At 72.1% G+C, this 15435-nt stretch carries 16 protein-coding genes; 15 read left to right on the forward strand and 1 reads right to left on the reverse strand.

Annotated features, from left to right (window positions below; all coding sequences use genetic code 11):
• Window positions 1-987 (reverse strand): YihY/virulence factor BrkB family protein (locus tag ACFSL4_RS11435; protein WP_381081278.1); only part of this gene is annotated, 987 nt, incomplete at its 3' end.
• Between the two features lie 123 nt (window positions 988-1110).
• On the opposite strand from ACFSL4_RS11435, the gene ACFSL4_RS11440 reads away from it, so the two are divergent.
• The 15 genes from ACFSL4_RS11440 (at window position 1111) to ACFSL4_RS11510 (ending at window position 15430) form a co-directional block, all read left to right on the forward strand.
• Window positions 1111-2745 carry an acyl-CoA dehydrogenase family protein gene (locus ACFSL4_RS11440; protein WP_381081280.1) on the forward strand — a complete coding sequence of 545 codons (1635 nt, stop codon included), beginning with the start codon at window positions 1111-1113 and terminating at the stop codon, window positions 2743-2745.
• Window positions 2746-3056: 311 nt separating this feature from the next.
• On the forward strand, window positions 3057-4400 hold the full coding sequence (locus tag ACFSL4_RS11445; RefSeq protein WP_381081282.1) for a GAF domain-containing protein: 1344 nt from the start codon (window positions 3057-3059) through the stop codon (window positions 4398-4400).
• Between the two features lie 148 nt (window positions 4401-4548).
• The gene (locus ACFSL4_RS11450) at window positions 4549-5931 is read left to right on the forward strand and encodes a hypothetical protein (RefSeq protein WP_381081284.1); all 1383 of its coding nucleotides are present in this window, start codon (window positions 4549-4551) and stop codon (window positions 5929-5931) included.
• A 70-nt stretch (window positions 5932-6001) separates the two neighbouring features.
• A complete protein-coding gene (locus ACFSL4_RS11455) occupies window positions 6002-6574 on the forward strand; it encodes a GNAT family N-acetyltransferase (protein WP_381081286.1) in 573 nt (190 codons plus the stop codon).
• Window positions 6575-6701: 127 nt separating this feature from the next.
• A complete protein-coding gene (locus tag ACFSL4_RS11460; RefSeq protein ID WP_351391960.1) occupies window positions 6702-6785 on the forward strand; it encodes a putative leader peptide in 84 nt (27 codons plus the stop codon).
• A 138-nt stretch (window positions 6786-6923) separates the two neighbouring features.
• The gene (locus ACFSL4_RS11465; RefSeq protein WP_381081288.1) at window positions 6924-8615 is read left to right on the forward strand and encodes a nitrite/sulfite reductase; all 1692 of its coding nucleotides are present in this window, start codon (window positions 6924-6926) and stop codon (window positions 8613-8615) included.
• Window positions 8612-8794: a hypothetical protein gene (locus ACFSL4_RS11470; RefSeq protein WP_381081290.1), complete on the forward strand. Its 183-nt coding sequence runs from the start codon at window positions 8612-8614 to the stop codon at window positions 8792-8794. Before ACFSL4_RS11465 ends, ACFSL4_RS11470 begins: the two co-directional genes overlap by 4 nt.
• The gene (locus tag ACFSL4_RS11475) at window positions 8791-9501 is read left to right on the forward strand and encodes a phosphoadenylyl-sulfate reductase (RefSeq protein WP_381081292.1); all 711 of its coding nucleotides are present in this window, start codon (window positions 8791-8793) and stop codon (window positions 9499-9501) included. Before ACFSL4_RS11470 ends, ACFSL4_RS11475 begins: the two co-directional genes overlap by 4 nt.
• A 2-nt stretch (window positions 9502-9503) precedes the next feature.
• On the forward strand, window positions 9504-10073 hold the full coding sequence (gene cysC, locus ACFSL4_RS11480; RefSeq protein ID WP_381081294.1) for an adenylyl-sulfate kinase: 570 nt from the start codon (window positions 9504-9506) through the stop codon (window positions 10071-10073).
• Window positions 10070-11005, forward strand: coding sequence for a sulfate adenylyltransferase subunit CysD (gene cysD, locus ACFSL4_RS11485; RefSeq protein WP_381081296.1), 936 nt, complete (start codon window positions 10070-10072; stop codon window positions 11003-11005). The genes cysC and cysD overlap by 4 nt, the downstream gene beginning before the upstream one ends.
• A 2-nt stretch (window positions 11006-11007) precedes the next feature.
• Window positions 11008-12336, forward strand: coding sequence for a sulfate adenylyltransferase subunit 1 (locus ACFSL4_RS11490; RefSeq protein WP_381081298.1), 1329 nt, complete (start codon window positions 11008-11010; stop codon window positions 12334-12336).
• Between the two features lies 1 nt (window position 12337).
• Window positions 12338-12466, forward strand: a complete 129-nt coding sequence (locus ACFSL4_RS11495) for a hypothetical protein (RefSeq protein WP_381081300.1) — start codon at window positions 12338-12340, stop codon at window positions 12464-12466.
• A 131-nt stretch (window positions 12467-12597) separates the two neighbouring features.
• Window positions 12598-13710 (forward strand): aliphatic sulfonate ABC transporter substrate-binding protein, encoded by a 1113-nt coding sequence (locus ACFSL4_RS11500; RefSeq protein WP_381081302.1) that lies wholly within the window; start codon window positions 12598-12600, stop codon window positions 13708-13710.
• 45 nt (window positions 13711-13755) lie between these two features.
• Window positions 13756-14535 carry an ABC transporter ATP-binding protein gene (locus ACFSL4_RS11505; protein WP_381081304.1) on the forward strand — a complete coding sequence of 260 codons (780 nt, stop codon included), beginning with the start codon at window positions 13756-13758 and terminating at the stop codon, window positions 14533-14535.
• Window positions 14522-15430 (forward strand): ABC transporter permease, encoded by a 909-nt coding sequence (locus tag ACFSL4_RS11510; protein WP_381081306.1) that lies wholly within the window; start codon window positions 14522-14524, stop codon window positions 15428-15430. Before ACFSL4_RS11505 ends, ACFSL4_RS11510 begins: the two co-directional genes overlap by 14 nt.
• Window positions 15431-15435 lie beyond the last annotated feature (5 nt).

Consider the following 15435-nt stretch of genomic DNA (forward strand, 5'->3'; position numbering starts at 1 on the left):
CGCGCGGGCCACGTACTCCGCCGCCTGCTCCTGCCGCAGCCGCTCGTTCGCCTCCCGGGCCGCCGCCGTCGCCGCGGCCGGCCACACGCGGTCGATCGCCGCGTTGACGGCCGCGCCGACGAGGACCGCGAACGCGGACACGCCGATCCACAGCAGCACGGCCACGGGCGCGGCCAGCGAACCGTAGATGGTCGGGCCCTCCACCGTGTGCGTCAGGTAGATACGCAGCAGGAGGCTGCCCAGTACCCACATCGCCAGCGCCACCAGCGCGCCGGGCACGTCCTCCACCCACTGCGAGCGCACCGGCACCGACACGTGGTACAGCGTCGTCAGGAACACCACCGACAGGATGATGACCACCGGCCAGTACAGGATCTGCACCACCGTCGTCGACCACGGCACGACGTTCACCACCGCGTCCGGCCCCGCCACCATCAGCGGCAGCGCGACCGAGCCGATCAGCAGCGCCACGATGAAGAGCACGAACGCGAGCAGCCGCGTCTTGACGATGCCCCGGGTGCCGTCGAGCCCGTACATCACGGTGATGGTGTCGATGAAGACGTTCACCGCCCGCGACCCCGACCACAGGGCGAACAGGAAGCCGATGGAGATGATGTCGGGCCGGCCGCCCTTCATCACGTCGTGCAGGATCGGCTGGGCGATCTCCGTGACGCCCTTGTCGGACAGGACCGTGCGGGACGCCTCCAGGAGGTTGTTCTCCAGGCTCTGGATGGTGTCGGCGCCGGTCCAGTCGTCGACGTACCCGAGCAGCCCGATCAGGCTCAGCAGCAGCGGCGGCACGGACAGCAGCGTGAAGAACGCCGCCTCGGCCGCGAGACCGAGGATGCGGTACTCCATGCAGGAGTTGACGGTGTCCTTCAGCAGCAGCCACGCGGTCCTGCGCTTGGAGACGTTCCGGTAGAGGGCACGCGCCCGGTGGAGACGGCCCGAAGGCCGCTGGGAGGGTTCACTTTCTGCTGGCTGCACACCATAACGGTATCCGCCGCCGGGGCCCGCACTCACCCCCCGGTGGGACGACCTGCCCGAGGTGGGGCATGCGCCGCGCCAAGACGGGTGACCCGGGGCGTACCGAGGAGTAGGTTCGCTTCCATGGCAGCCAGCACGCATACCGTGACCAACCAGGCTCCGCCCCTGGTCGGTTACGACGTCTTCACCGCCGACCGGGCCCTGGCGGAGGCCGTCGAGCGGCATCTGGACCCGGCGCTCCTCGACGAGGCCCGCTCCGAGCTGTCGGGGCTCGGGCTCAGCGCCGGTTCCGCGCAGGTACAGGAGTGGGGGGCCCAGGCGAACGAGAATCCGCCGAAACTGCGGACCCACGACCGCTACGGCAATCGCGTCGACGAGGTCGAGTTCCATCCGGCATGGCACCGGCTGCTCGGCAAGGGCGTCACAGCGGGGCTGACTGCGGCCTGGTCACGCCCGGGCGGGCATGTGCGCCGCGCGGCCTCGTTCGTGATCTGGTCCCAGGCCGAGGCGGGCCACGGCTGCCCGCTGTCGATGACCCATTCCGCGGTGCCCGCCCTGCGCACGGACCCCGCACTCGCCGCCGAGTGGGAGCCGCGGCTGACCTCCACGGTCTACGACCCGGATCTGCGCCCGGCCGCGGAGAAGCCCGGCGTGATCTTCGGCATGGGCATGACGGAGAAGCAGGGCGGCAGCGACGTCCGCGCCAACACCACCGCGGCCCGGCCGCTCGCCGAGGACGGCACGTACGAGCTGACGGGCCACAAGTGGTTCTGCTCGGCACCCATGTCGGACGCGTTCCTGGTGCTGGCCCAGGCACCGGGCGGGCTCACCTGCTTCCTCGTGCCCCGTGTGCTGGAGGACGGCGCACGGAACACGTTCATGATCCAGCGGCTCAAGGACAAGCTCGGCAACCGGTCCAACGCCTCCGGCGAGGTGGAGTTCGCCGGGACCTGGGCGCGCCGGGTGGGCGACGAGGGCCGCGGGGTGCGCACCATCATCGAGATGGTCGCGGCCACCCGACTCGACTGCGTCCTCGGCTCGACGGCGCTGATGCGGCAGGCGGTTTCGCAGGCGCTCCACCACTGCGCCCACCGGGAGGCGTTCGGCGGCAGGCTCATCGACAAGCCGCTGATGCGCAACGTGCTCGCCGACCTGGCCCTGGAGTCGGAGGCGGCCACGACGCTCGGCCTGCGGCTCGCGGCGGCGTACGACGACGGGAGCGAGCAGGAACGGGCGTTCCTGCGGCTCGCGGTGCCGGCCGCCAAGTACTGGGTGACCAAGCGCTGCACCCCGGTGGTGGCGGAGGCATCCGAGTGCCTCGGCGGCAACGGCTATGTGGAGGAGTCCGGCATGCCCCGGCTGCTGCGCGAGTCGCCGCTCAACTCCGTCTGGGAGGGCGCGGGCAATGTGCAGGCACTGGACGTGCTGCGGGCGCTCCAGCGCGAACCGCACGCCCTCGACGCCTACCTCCGGGAGGTCGGCCGGGCGCACGGCGCCGACCACCGTCTGGACGCCGCGGTCAAGGGCCTGCTGACCGAGCTGTCCGATCTGGAGGGCATCGAGGCGCGGGCACGCCGCCTGGTGGAGCGGATGGCGCTGGTGCTCCAGGGCGCGCTGCTCGTCCGGTACGCGCCGCCGGAGGTCGCCGACGCCTTCTGTGCCTCCCGTCTCGGCGGCGACTGGGGCGCGGCCTTCGGCACCCTGCCGCACAGCCTGGACCTGGCCGCGGTGGTGGAGCGGGCGAGGCCGGTCGTCTGACGGTCCGTCCCGTACGCCGAAGGCGTCCCGGAAGGAGCACCTCGCAGGGGTGGTGCTGCGCCGACACGGCACCACCCCCGCGCTGCCGCCCCCCTTGAAGGAGCGCGGGCGACGCCGCAGCGGCGTCGCCCAAGTCTTCAACGACCACACGGCCGTTCGCCAGGGTTGCAGGGGGTTGCAACGCGCCCGCTGCGGGCGGAGTGCGTCCCTCCGTCCCGGACAGGCGGCAAGATGACAGCACCGTCGTTCCGGACCGGGCGTTCCCGCCCGGCCGGAGGGGGCGGAGACGGACAGGACATCGGGGAGGCCCAGTGGCGCACTCGGCGGACGACGTCACACGGCTCGCCACCCTGGACGCCGCGCAGGCGGCGCGCGTGCTCAGCGAAGTGCGCAGGGCCACGCTCGCCGGACAGCGCACCCCGGTACCGCCGCGCCCGGTGATCGGGGCGTCCTGGGGGCGCATGCTGCGCAGCGGCGTCGACCCCGACCACGACGTCCGGGCCGCCCCGCTCGGCCGCGACGAGGTGGAGCAGCGCCGCCGCGACTCCCCGATGCGTCCCGTGCTGCCCGTCCTACGGGAGAGTCTGCTGTCGGTCGCGGACGTCACCGAGCACATCATGGTCGTCGCCGACGCGGACAGCCGGGTGCTGTGGCGCGAGGGCAGCCCCCGGGTGCTGCGCCAGGCGGACCGGCTGGGCCTGGAGCCCGGGGCGCACTGGGGCGAGGAGGTCGTCGGCACGAACGGCGTCGGCACCTCCGTGGCGACCCGGCGTCCGGTGCAGGTCTTCGCGTCCGAGCACTTCGTCCGCTCGCACGCGTCGTGGACGTGCGCGGGCGCCCCGGTCACGGACCCGCGCAACGGCCGGCTGCTGGGGGTGGTGGACGTGAGCGGCCCGCTGGAGACGATGCACCCGGCGACGCTCGCCTGGGTGGACTCGGTGGCCAAGCTCGCGGAGGCCCGGCTTCGGGAGATGCACCTCGGCACCGTGGAGCGGCTGCGCGCGGTGGCGGCGCCGCTGCTCGCCAAGCTCGGCGGCCGGGCGCTGGCGGTGGACAAGGACGGCTGGACGGCGGCGGTGACCGGGATGCCGTACACCAGCCGGGTGGCTCTGCCCGCGTCCCTCTCGCCCGGCCGGTGCCTGCTGCCGTCGCTGGGCCCCTGCGAGGTGGAGCCGCTGCCGGGCGGCTGGCTGGTGCGCACCGCGGACGCGCTCGTGGTGACGCCCGCGACCCGGATCGTCCTCGATGTGGGGCATCCGCACCGCTGGTCGGTGACGGTGTCGGGCAACACGGGCTCCTGGACCCGGGAACTCAGCCCCCGGCACGCCGAACTGCTCTATCTGCTCGCGCTCGGCCGCACCGGCCGCACCGACCGCACCGCCGCCGCCCTGGCCGCCGACATGTTCGGCGACCCGGCCCGCACGGTCACGGTCCGCGCGGAGGTGTCCCGCGTACGGCGCTATCTCGGGGCCGTTCTGGAGCACCGGCCGTATCGTTTCCGCGAGTCGGCGGAGGTGGAGGTGCTGACCCCCGACGACCCGCGGGACCTGCTGCCGCACTCCGTGGCGCCGGGCGTGGTGAGGGCGCGCGACACCCTGACCGGTGTGCCCCGCCCCACCGCGCAACCGCCCGCCGCACACTCCCGCGGCATATGACCCTCACGGTGGGGATAACCCTGCTTTTCCCGGGTCTTCGACCGGTCCCACGGACGTCTGCCGTAGCATCCCTCTCATAGGCCACCCCACCCGTTCCCCCGTCAACATCCGGATCACGAGGAGCAGTTGGCCTACCCCGGGAGGAAGTATGAAGCACCGTGGCAGGCACCGTCGCAGGCGCAGGGGCCAAGCGCTGCGGGCCACGCTGGCCGGGACCGCGCTGGCGCTCACCGCCGCCGCCACACTGATCAGCGCCTCGCAGGCCGCGGGCGGGGACGACCCCGGAGGACTGACCCGCGTCACCGCCCGGGCCGAGACCGCCCGGTTCCGCCTTCACGAGGACCTCACCGCCCGCGGCACCCTGGACACGCTCTCCCGCGCCATGGGGGGCAACGTCGGCGTGCACGGCGTCCTCGCCTCCGCCGACCGCACCATGCGCGAGCGCTCCGGGTGCGACGCGGCCGAGACGGACGCGCTGCCCGTCGAGCCGGCCGCCACGCGCGCCTACTGCTGGGACCGCCGCGACGCGACGACCACACAGTGGCTGCCCCGGTCCCTGACCACCTCCGGCGACGCCGACGACGACGGCCACTGGGGTCCCGACCGGGTCATCCTGTCCGGATGGGCGCACGACGACCGCCCGGGCGGCCCGGCCGCCGACCGTGGCCTCGCCAGGATCGCCTTCATCGACGCGAACGACCCCGCCCGCCTCGCCTACCGCTGGGTCCTGCCGGTCGTCCCACGCGCCGACGGCAAGGACTACACCGCCGTCCGCACCCGTCTGTCCGGCATGGTCTGGTACCAGGACAAGCTCATCGCCGCCGCCCGCGGCTCCCTGCTGGTCTTCGACCTGCACCGCATCTTCAGGGCGAACGTCGACGGTCCCGCGATCGGCCGGGTGAAGGGCGGCTTCGCCGCGCACGGCTACCAGTACGTACTGCCGGCGGTCGGCTCCTACCGCCTCACCGACGGCCCCTGTTCGACGGCGGACGACCGCGCGGCGCCCTGCTTCTCCGCCCTCTCCCTCGACCGCACCTCGGTCCCGGACAGCCTGGTCGCGAGCGAATGGTTCCCGGCCGGCGGCAGCCACCGGGCGGCGCGCGTATGGCGCTACGCGTACAGCACCGTGCCGGGCCGCGGCGGTCTGCTCGCCACGGACGCGCGCGGCGGCGTCCGGGCGGCCGAGGCGTACGAGACGGAGGCGACCGGGGTGCGGGGCGTGCTCTCCCACCGGCGCGCCGGGGCGGAGCGGGCCGACTGGTACGTCGACCGCGCGCCGACGTCCGACGGTCGGCGCGGCACGCTCTGGCGGCAGACCACGTCCAAGGCGAAGGCGGCGCGTTGCGGGTCCGACGAGAGCCACACATGCTGGGGCCGGCACACGGCGTCCCTGTCGTACTGGCAGGAGACGGGCGAGCTGTGGACGCTGACGGAGGGCGTACCGGGCGACGAGGGCCGGGGGGACGGACCGGCCGACGGGCGGGTGCTGTACGCGGTGCCGCTCGGTTCCGTGGAGGAGGCCATGAGGTAGGGCGCCGGCCCCGGGACCGCGGGCCGGAACACCTTTGTCGTAGCGCGTGCCCCCGTGATTCCCTGAGCGCATGAGCAGCATCACCGTGACCACGTGGTCCCTGGAGCAGACATCCCCGGCCGATCTGCTGCCCGCGGCGGCTCCCGAGGGCGACGTCCGCATCGTCCGCGCCGGGGTGCCGTCGCCGGAGTTCAGCCGCTTCCTGTACGCCTCGGTCGGCGGGGACATCCGCTGGGTCGACCGGCTGGGCTGGACCTACGCGCAGTGGCGGGAGTACCTGGACCGGCCGGGCGTGGAGACCTGGGTGGCCCACGACCGGGGCACGCCCGCGGGGTATGTGGAGCTGGAGCCGCAGGGCGACGGGGTCGTGGAGATCGTCTACTTCGGGCTCCTGGCGGCCTTCCGGGGACGGCGGATCGGCGGGCACCTGCTGTCGTACGGGGCCGCGCGGGCATGGGACCTCGCGGACCGGTGGCCTGGGCTGGCGCAGACGAAGCGGGTGTGGCTGCACACGTGCAGCAAGGACGGCGAGCACGCGATGGCCAACTACCAGCGCCGTGGTTTCCGGCTGTTCGACACCCGGGTCGAGGAGGAACCGGAGGTTCCCACCCCGGGCCCGTGGCCTGGGGCGCAGGCCGTCTGACCTGCGAGGACGCGAACACGGCCGTACCATGTGACCGACGACACCCTTGTCCCGCATTCCGGGACAAGGGTGTCCGCATGATGGGCAAAACTGGACTGTGTCCAGATCGCCGTGACAGGCTTCCCTCATGCCCGGAACTGGAATCGCCTTGGTGAGTCGACGGCACGTCGATCTCGGCCGCATGTCCAGCGCCATCTGTCCGGTCCGCTGAGAGCCTCCCGCCCGCGCCGGTTTCTCCACTTTTCTCGACTTTCCCGACCCTTGCGCAGGGGTGCGCACGCCTGCCCGTACCCCCGTTTGCGCAGGTCGGTGCCGTTTTTCCCTGCCTGTCCCGAAGGACGTATCCACCATGGCCGCCTCCCCGCAGAAATCCGCCGTGCCCCGCCGCAAGGTGAGCCGTCACCGTGGCGAGGGTCAGTGGGCCGCGGGTCACTTCACCCCGCTCAACGGCAACGAGCAGTTCAAGAAGGACGACGACGGTCTCAATGTGCGGACACGCATTGAGACGATCTACTCCCAGCGGGGCTTCGACTCCATCGACCCCAACGACCTGCGCGGACGGATGCGCTGGTGGGGCCTGTACACCCAGCGCAAGCCCGGTATCGACGGCGGCAAGACCGCGGTCCTGGAAGCGGAGGAGCTGGACGACCGGTACTTCATGATGCGCGTCCGCATCGACGGCGGCCGGCTCACCACCCGTCAACTGCGCGTCATCGGCGAGGTCTCGCAGGAGTTCGCGCGCGGCACCGCCGACATCACCGACCGGCAGAACGTCCAGTACCACTGGATCCGGATCGAGGACGTCCCCGAGATCTGGAACCGCCTGGAGGCCGTGGGCCTGTCCACGGTCACCGCCTGCGGCGACACCCCCCGCGTGATGATCGGCTCTCCCGTCGCCGGCATCGCCGAGGACGAGATCGTCGACGCCACCCCCGCCCTGGAGGAGATGAAGCGCCGCGTCCTGGGCAACAAGGCGTACTCCAACCTCCCCCGGAAGTTCAAGACGGCCGTCTCCGGCTCGCCCCTGCTGGACGTGGTGCACGAGATCAACGACGTCGCGTTCGTCGGCGTCCGGCACCCCGAACACGGGCCGGGCTTCGACCTGTGGGTCGGCGGCGGCCTGTCCACCAATCCCCGACTGGGCGTGCGGCTGGGCGCCTGGGTGCCGCTGGAGGAGGTCCCGGACGTCTACGAGGGCGTCCTGTCGATCTTCCGCGACCACGGCTACCGCCGGCTGCGCAACCGGGCCCGCCTGAAGTTCCTCGTGGCCGACTGGGGCGCCGAGAAGTTCCGCCGGGTGCTGGAGGAGGAGTACCTGGGCCGCGCGCTGGTCGACGGTCCCGCTCCCGAGCAGCCCGTCCAGCAGTGGCGCGACCACGTCGGCGTCCACCGTCAGCGCGACGGGCGGTACTACGTCGGCTTCGCCCCGCGCGTCGGCCGCGTCGACGGTACGACGCTCACCAAGATCGCAGACCTCGCCGAGGCGCATGGCTCGGGCCGGGTGCGCACCACCGTCGAGCAGAAGATGATCATCCTCGACGTCCCGGAGACCCAGGTCAACTCCCTCGTCGAGGGCCTGGAATCGCTGGACCTCACGGTCCGCCCCTCGCCCTTCCGGCGCGGCACCATGGCCTGCACCGGCATCGAGTACTGCAAGCTCGCCATCGTCGAGACCAAGGCGCGGGGCTCCCGGCTGATCGACGAACTGGAGCGCCGCCTCCCGGACTTCGACGAGCCGATCACCATCAACCTCAACGGCTGCCCGAACGCCTGCGCCCGTATCCAGGTCGCGGACATCGGTCTCAAGGGCCAGCTGGTCCTCGACGACAAGGGCGAGCAGGTCGAGGGATTCCAGGTGCACCTGGGCGGCGCGCTCGGTCTTCAGGCCGGGTTGGGCCGCAAGGTCCGCGGCCTCAAGGTCACGTCGGAGGAACTTCCGGACTACATCGAGCGCGTCCTGAGGCGGTTCCAGGCGGAGCGCGAGGAGGGCGAGCGGTTCGCGGCCTGGGTCGCGCGCGCCGACGAGGAGGCACTGTCGTGAGTGAGCGGGCCGCCCCCTTCTACTGCCCCTACTGCGGCGAGGAGGATCTGCGCCCGAGCGAGGAGCAGGGACACGGCGCCTGGGAGTGCGCGGCCTGCAACCGGGCCTTCCGGCTGGCGTTCCTCGGACTGCTCGCGCGCGGGCTGCGACCAGCCGACAACGGAGGAGACCCGCTATGACGACGGCTCAGGAACGACGTCCTGCTCAGGAGTTGAAGGCGCTCGCCGAGCAGGCGGGCCGGGACCTGGAGGACGCCTTTGCGCCGGAGATCCTCCGGTGGGCGGCCGATGCCTTCGGCAGCCGCTTCTGCGTGACCTCCTCCATGGAGGACGCGGTGGTGGCCCATCTGGCCTCGCAGGCCATGCCCGGCGTCGACGTGGTGTTCCTCGACACCGGCTACCACTTCCCGGAGACCATCGGGACCCGCGACGCGGTCGAGGCCGTGATGGACGTCAACGTCATCACCCTGACCCCGCGTCAGACCGTGGCAGAGCAGGACGCCGGGTACGGTCCCCGGCTGCACGACCGCGACCCCGACCTGTGCTGCAGGCTGCGCAAGGTCCTGCCCCTGGAGGAGGGGCTGAAGGACTACGACGCCTGGGCCACCGGGCTGCGCCGCGACGAGGCCCCCACCCGGGCGAACACCCCGGTCGTCGGCTGGGACGAGAAGCGCCGCAAGGTCAAGATCTCGCCGATCGCCCGCTGGACCCAGGACGACGTGGACGCGTACATCGCCGAACACGGTGTGCTCACCAACCCGCTGCTCATGGACGGTTACGCCTCCGTCGGCTGCGCCCCGTGCACCCGCCGGGTCCTGGCCGGTGAGGACGCGCGCGCCGGCCGCTGGGCGGGCCGCGCCAAGACCGAATGCGGGCTGCACGGCTGACCATGACCGGGATCCCAACGAATCAGGAGTCACACGTGACGACCGGAGCCACCGTCTGGCTCACGGGTCTGCCGAGCGCCGGCAAGACCACCATCGCGTACGAACTGGCCGGGCGGCTGCGCGAGAAGGGCCACCTCGTCGAGGTGCTCGACGGCGACGAGATCCGCGAGTTCATCTCGGCGGGCCTGGGCTTCAGCCGCGCCGACCGGCACACCAATGTGCAGCGCATCGGCTTCCTCGCCGACCTGCTCGCCCGCAACGGCGTCAAGGCGCTCGTCCCGGTGATCGCGCCCTACGCGGACAGCCGCGAGGCGGTGCGCAAGCGCCACCGGAACAGCGGTGCGCCATACCTGGAGGTGCACGTGGCGACCCCGGTCGAGGTCTGCTCCGTGCGCGATGTGAAGGGGCTGTACGCCAGGCAGGCGGCGGGCGAGCTGACCGGGCTGACGGGCGTCGACGACCCGTACGAGGAGCCCGTCGCGCCCGATCTGCGCATCGAGTCGCAGCACCAGACCGTGCAGGAGTCGGCGGCGGCCGTGTACGCGCTGCTGAGCGAAAGGGGACTGGCATGACGACCGTCGCCGAGGTCGCGGAGGGAACGGGAAGCCCGTACGCCCTGAGCCACCTGGACGCGCTGGAGTCCGAGGCCGTGCACATCTTCCGCGAGGTGGCGGGCGAGTTCGAGCGGCCGGTGATCCTGTTCTCCGGCGGCAAGGACTCCATCGTCATGCTCCACCTGGCGCTGAAGGCGTTCACGCCCGCGCCGGTGCCCTTCTCGCTGCTGCACGTGGACACCGGGCACAACTTCCCCGAGGTGCTGCAGTACCGCAACCGCACGGTCGAGAGGCACCGGCTGCGGCTGCACGTGGCGTCCGTGCAGGACTACATCGACCGGGGCGTCCTCAAGGAGCGGCCCGACGGGACCCGCAACCCCCTGCAGACGCTTCCGCTGACGGAGAAGATCCAGTCCGAGCGCTTCGACGCCGTCTTCGGCGGCGGGCGCCGCGACGAGGAGAAGGCGCGCGCCAAGGAGAGGGTCTTCTCGCTGCGCGACGAGTTCTCCCAGTGGGATCCCCGCCGCCAGCGCCCGGAGCTGTGGAACCTGTACAACGGCCGCCACGCGCCCGGGGAGCACGTCCGCGTCTTCCCGCTGTCCAACTGGACCGAACTGGACGTGTGGCAGTACATCGCCCGCGAGGACATCGGCCTGCCGGAGATCTACTTCGCGCACGAGCGCGAGGTCTTCCGGCGCGGGGGCATGTGGCTGACGGCCGGCGGGTGGGGCGGCCCGAAGGACGGCGAGCGGGTCGAGAAGCGTCTGGTGCGGTACCGGACCGTGGGCGACATGTCCTGCACCGGCGCCGTCGACTCCGGCGCGGTGACGCTGGAGGAGGTCATCGCCGAGATCGCCGCGTCCCGGCTCACCGAGCGCGGCGCGACGCGCGCCGACGACCGGCTCTCCGAGGCCGCCATGGAGGACCGCAAGCGCGAGGGGTACTTCTGAGCATGACCACGACCACGGAACTCTCCGCCACCACGCTCCTGCGGTTCGCCACCGCCGGCTCGGTCGACGACGGCAAGTCCACGCTGGTCGGCCGTCTGCTGCACGACTCCAAGTCGGTCCTCGCCGACCAGCTGGAGGCCGTGGAGCGCGCCTCGGCGAGCCGCGGACAGGACGGCCCGGACCTCGCGCTGCTCACCGACGGCCTGCGCGCCGAACGCGAGCAGGGCATCACGATCGACGTGGCCTACCGCTACTTCGCCACCCCGCGCCGGCGGTTCGTCCTCGCCGACACCCCGGGTCATGTGCAGTACACCCGCAACATGGTCACCGGTGCCTCCACGGCCGAGCTGACGGTGATCCTGGTCGACGCCCGCAACGGCGTCGTCGAGCAGACCCGCCGCCACGCCGCGATCGCCGCCCTGCTGCGCGTCCCGCACGTCGTCCTCGCCGTCAACAAGATGGACCTGGTCGGCCACCGGGAGTCCGTCTTCGCGGCGATCGCCGAGGAGTTCACGGCGTACGCGACCGAACTGGGCGTCCCCGACGTCACCGCGATCCCGATCTCGGCGCTGACCGGCGACAACGTCGTGGAACCGTCCGCGAACACGGACTGGTACGGCGGGCCGACCGTCCTGGAGCACCTGGAGACGGTCCCGGTCAGCCACGATCTGGCGCGCTGCCACGCGCGGCTGCCCGTGCAGTACGTGATCCGTCCGGGGACCGCCGAGCACCCGGACTACCGGGGGTACGCGGGCCAGATCGCGGCCGGCACGTTCCGCGTCGGCGACCGGGTCACCGTCCTGCCGTCGGGGCGCACGACCAGGGTCTCGGGCATCGACCTGCTGGGCCGGCCGGTCGACGCGGCCTGGACCCCGCAGTCGGTGACCCTGCTGCTGGAGGACGACCTCGACATCTCGCGCGGCGACCTGATCGTCCCGGCCGAGGACGCGCCCCCGACCACGCAAGACATCGAGGCGACCGTGTGCCACGTCGCCGACCAGCCGTTGACGGTCGGCCACCGCGTGCTGCTCAAGCACGGCACCCGCACCGTCAAGGCGATCGTCAAGGACATCCCGTCCCGTCTCACGCTCGACGACCTGTCCCCGCACCCGCACCCGGGACTGCTGGCCGCCAACGACATCGGCCGGGTGAAGATCCGTACCGCTGAGCCGCTGCCGGTGGACTCGTACGCCGACTCTCGGCGCACCGGCTCTTTCATCCTGATCGATCCGGCGGACGGCACCACGCTGACGGCCGGCATGGTCGGCGAGTCCTTCGCCGCCCCCGAGCCGGTCAAGGACCGGGCCGAGGGCGAGGGGTGGGATTTCTGACATGAACTCCACCGACGTCCATGCGACGTTCACGAAGGACGTCTACGCGACGTTCGCGAAGGAGGGGGGCCGCGTCGGCAGCGGAGCCCTCGGCAGCGGGCAGGGCGGAGTGGCGCGATGTGCGCGATGACGTCCGTGCACCGCCCGCACGCCCTGCCGTCGCTCCGCCCCCTGCCGCGCAGGAGACGACGAAGACCTGCCGACTTCCCGGCCACGACCTGACGGACCGTGACCGCCGGACCGACGAGAGGAACCCCTCCCGTGCCTGCCACCCGCCCTTCGCTCCTTCGCCGCGGCACAGCGGCGCTCGCCGCGCTCCCCCTCCTCGCCCTGGCCGCCTGCGGCTACGGCTCCCAGGCCGAGGACGGCGCGGCCGACCAGGCGATCGCCGCCGGGGCCGGAAAGACCGACGGCCTCGACTCCGTCAGGATCGGCTACTTCGGCAACCTCACGCACGCCACCGCCCTCGTCGGCCGCGAGCGGGGCATCTTCCAGAAGGCGCTGGGCGCGACGAGGGCCGAGTACGCGACCTTCAACGCCGGCCCCTCCGAGATCGAGGCACTGAACTCGGGCTCCATCGACATCGGCTGGATCGGCCCGTCCCCGGCGATCAACGGCTACACCAGGTCCAACGGCAAGAACCTGCGCATCGTCGGAGGTTCGGCGTCCGGCGGTGTGAAGCTCGTGGTCGACCCGGAGAAGATCAGGTCCCTGAAGGACGTCAAGGGCAAGAGGATCGCCACCCCTCAGCTCGGCAACACGCAGGACGTGGCGTTCCTCCACTGGATCGCCCGCCAGGGCTGGAAGGTCGACGCGCAGAGCGGCACGGGCGACGTCACCGTCGTGCGCAGCGACAACAAGGTGACCCCGGACGCCTTCAGGGCCGGCTCCGTCGACGGTGCCTGGGTGCCGGAGCCCACCGCGTCCAGGCTGGTCGCCCAGGGCGGCAGGGTCCTGCTGGACGAGGCGTCGCTGTGGCCCGGCGGGAAATTCGTGATCACGAACGTCGTCGTCTCACAGAGGTTCCTGAAGGAGCACCCGAAGGCCGTCGAGGCGGTGCTGCGGGCCTCGGTCGAGACCAACAAGTGGATCACGGCCCATCCGGACGCGGCGAAGGCGTCGGCGAACGAGCAGGTGAAGGCCGACTCCGGCAAGGCGCTGCCGGCGAACGTGCTGGACCCGGCCTGGGCGTCGATCAGCCCCACCGACGACCCGCTGGCCGCCACCCTCGGCACCGAGGCGGACCACGCGGCCGAGGCGGGTCTGCTGCGGAAGCCGGACCTGCGCGGCATCTACGACCTCACGCTCCTCAACAAGGTCCTCGCGGAAGCGGGCGCCGGCACCGTCGACGACGCCGGCCTCGGCGTCCGTTGAGTCCCCGACTCCAAGCGTTCCCCGAGTTCCCAGGAGATGACGACCATGGCCACGACATACGCCAAGGCCGCCGAGGCGGTGGAGCAGGCCGCCCGCATCGCGCACGTCTCGAAGTCCTTCGCGGGGCCCGCGGGGCGGCAGCTAGTCCTCGACGACATCACGCTGGATGTCGCGCCCGGCGAGTTCGTCACCCTCCTGGGCGCCTCGGGCTGCGGCAAGTCGACGCTGCTCAATCTGGTCGCCGGGCTCGACGCCCCGACCTCGGGCAGCATCACCACGCACGGGCGCCCGGCGCTGATGTTCCAGGAGCACGCCCTCTTCCCATGGCTGACCGCGGGCAAGAACATCGAACTGGCCCTGCGCCTGCGGGGTGTTCCCAAGGGCGAGCGGCGCGGCCGGGCCGAGGAACTGCTCGAACTCGTCCGGCTCAAGGGCGCGCACGGCAAGCGGGTGCACGAGCTGTCCGGCGGGATGCGCCAGCGCGTCGCGCTGGCCCGGGCGCTCGCCCAGGACAGCCGGCTGCTTCTGATGGACGAGCCGTTCGCGGCGCTCGACGCCATCACCCGGGACGTGCTGCACGAGGAGCTGGCCCGCATCTGGAGTGAGACGGGACTCTCGGTCCTGTTCGTCACGCACAACGTCCGGGAGGCGGTGCGGCTCGCCCAGCGCGTGGTGCTGCTCTCGTCGCGGCCGGGGCGGATGGCCCGCGAGTGGGCCGTGGACATCCCGCAGCCGCGCCGCATCGAGGACGCCCCCGTGTCGGACCTGTCCAGGGAGATCACCGAAGTACTGCGTGGGGAGATCCGGCGTCATGGCCAGCAGTGAGACCACCTCGGCGGGCACCGCCGCCGACCGGAGCACCTCGGAGCTGGCCGGTGTGGAGGCCGGCCTCGACGCCCTGGAGACGACGGCCGCCGGCCGTCCGCCGCTGCGGCAGACGTTCACCCGGAAGATACTGCCGCCCGCCGTCGCCGTCGTGCTGGTGCTGGCGGTGTGGCAGGGGCTGATCTCGCTGCGGATCGTCACCGACCCGAGCAGGCTGCCCTCGCCGTCCGCCGTGTGGGACGTGGTCCACCAGTCGTGGCTGCGAGGCACGCTGCTGGGCTACCTCTGGACCAGCGTCTCCCGCGGTCTGCTGGGCTTCCTGTTCGCCCTGGCCATCGGCACCCCGCTGGGTCTGCTGGTGGCGCGGGTGAGGTTCGTGCGCGCGGCCATCGGCCCGATCCTGTCCGGCCTGCAGTCACTGCCGTCGGTGGCATGGGTGCCGCCGGCCGTCGTCTGGCTCGGCCTGGACAACTCGATGATGTACGCGGTGATCCTGCTCGGCGCCGTCCCCTCCATCGCCAACGGCCTGGTGTCCGGCGTCGACCAGGTGCCGCCGCTGTTCCTGCGGGCGGGCCGCACCCTGGGCGCGACCGGCCTGCGGGGGACCTGGCACATCGTGCTGCCGGCCGCGCTGCCCGGCTATGTCGCGGGACTGAAGCAGGGCTGGGCGTTCTCGTGGCGCTCGCTGATGGCGGCGGAGATCATCGCCTCCTCTCCCGATCTGGGGGTGGGCCTCGGCCAGTTGCTGGAGAACGGCCGCAACGCCAGCGACATGGCCATGGTGTTCGAGGCCATCCTGCTCATCCTGCTCGTCGGCATCGCCATCGACCTGCTGATCTTCAGCCCGCTTGAGCGGTGGGTGCTGCGCAGCCGCGGCCTCCTCGTGAAAGGGTGATCCCT

It is taken from the genome of Streptomyces caeni (genome assembly GCF_042678285.1).
GTDB classification, from domain to species: Bacteria; Actinomycetota; Actinomycetes; order Streptomycetales; family Streptomycetaceae; genus Streptomyces; species Streptomyces caeni.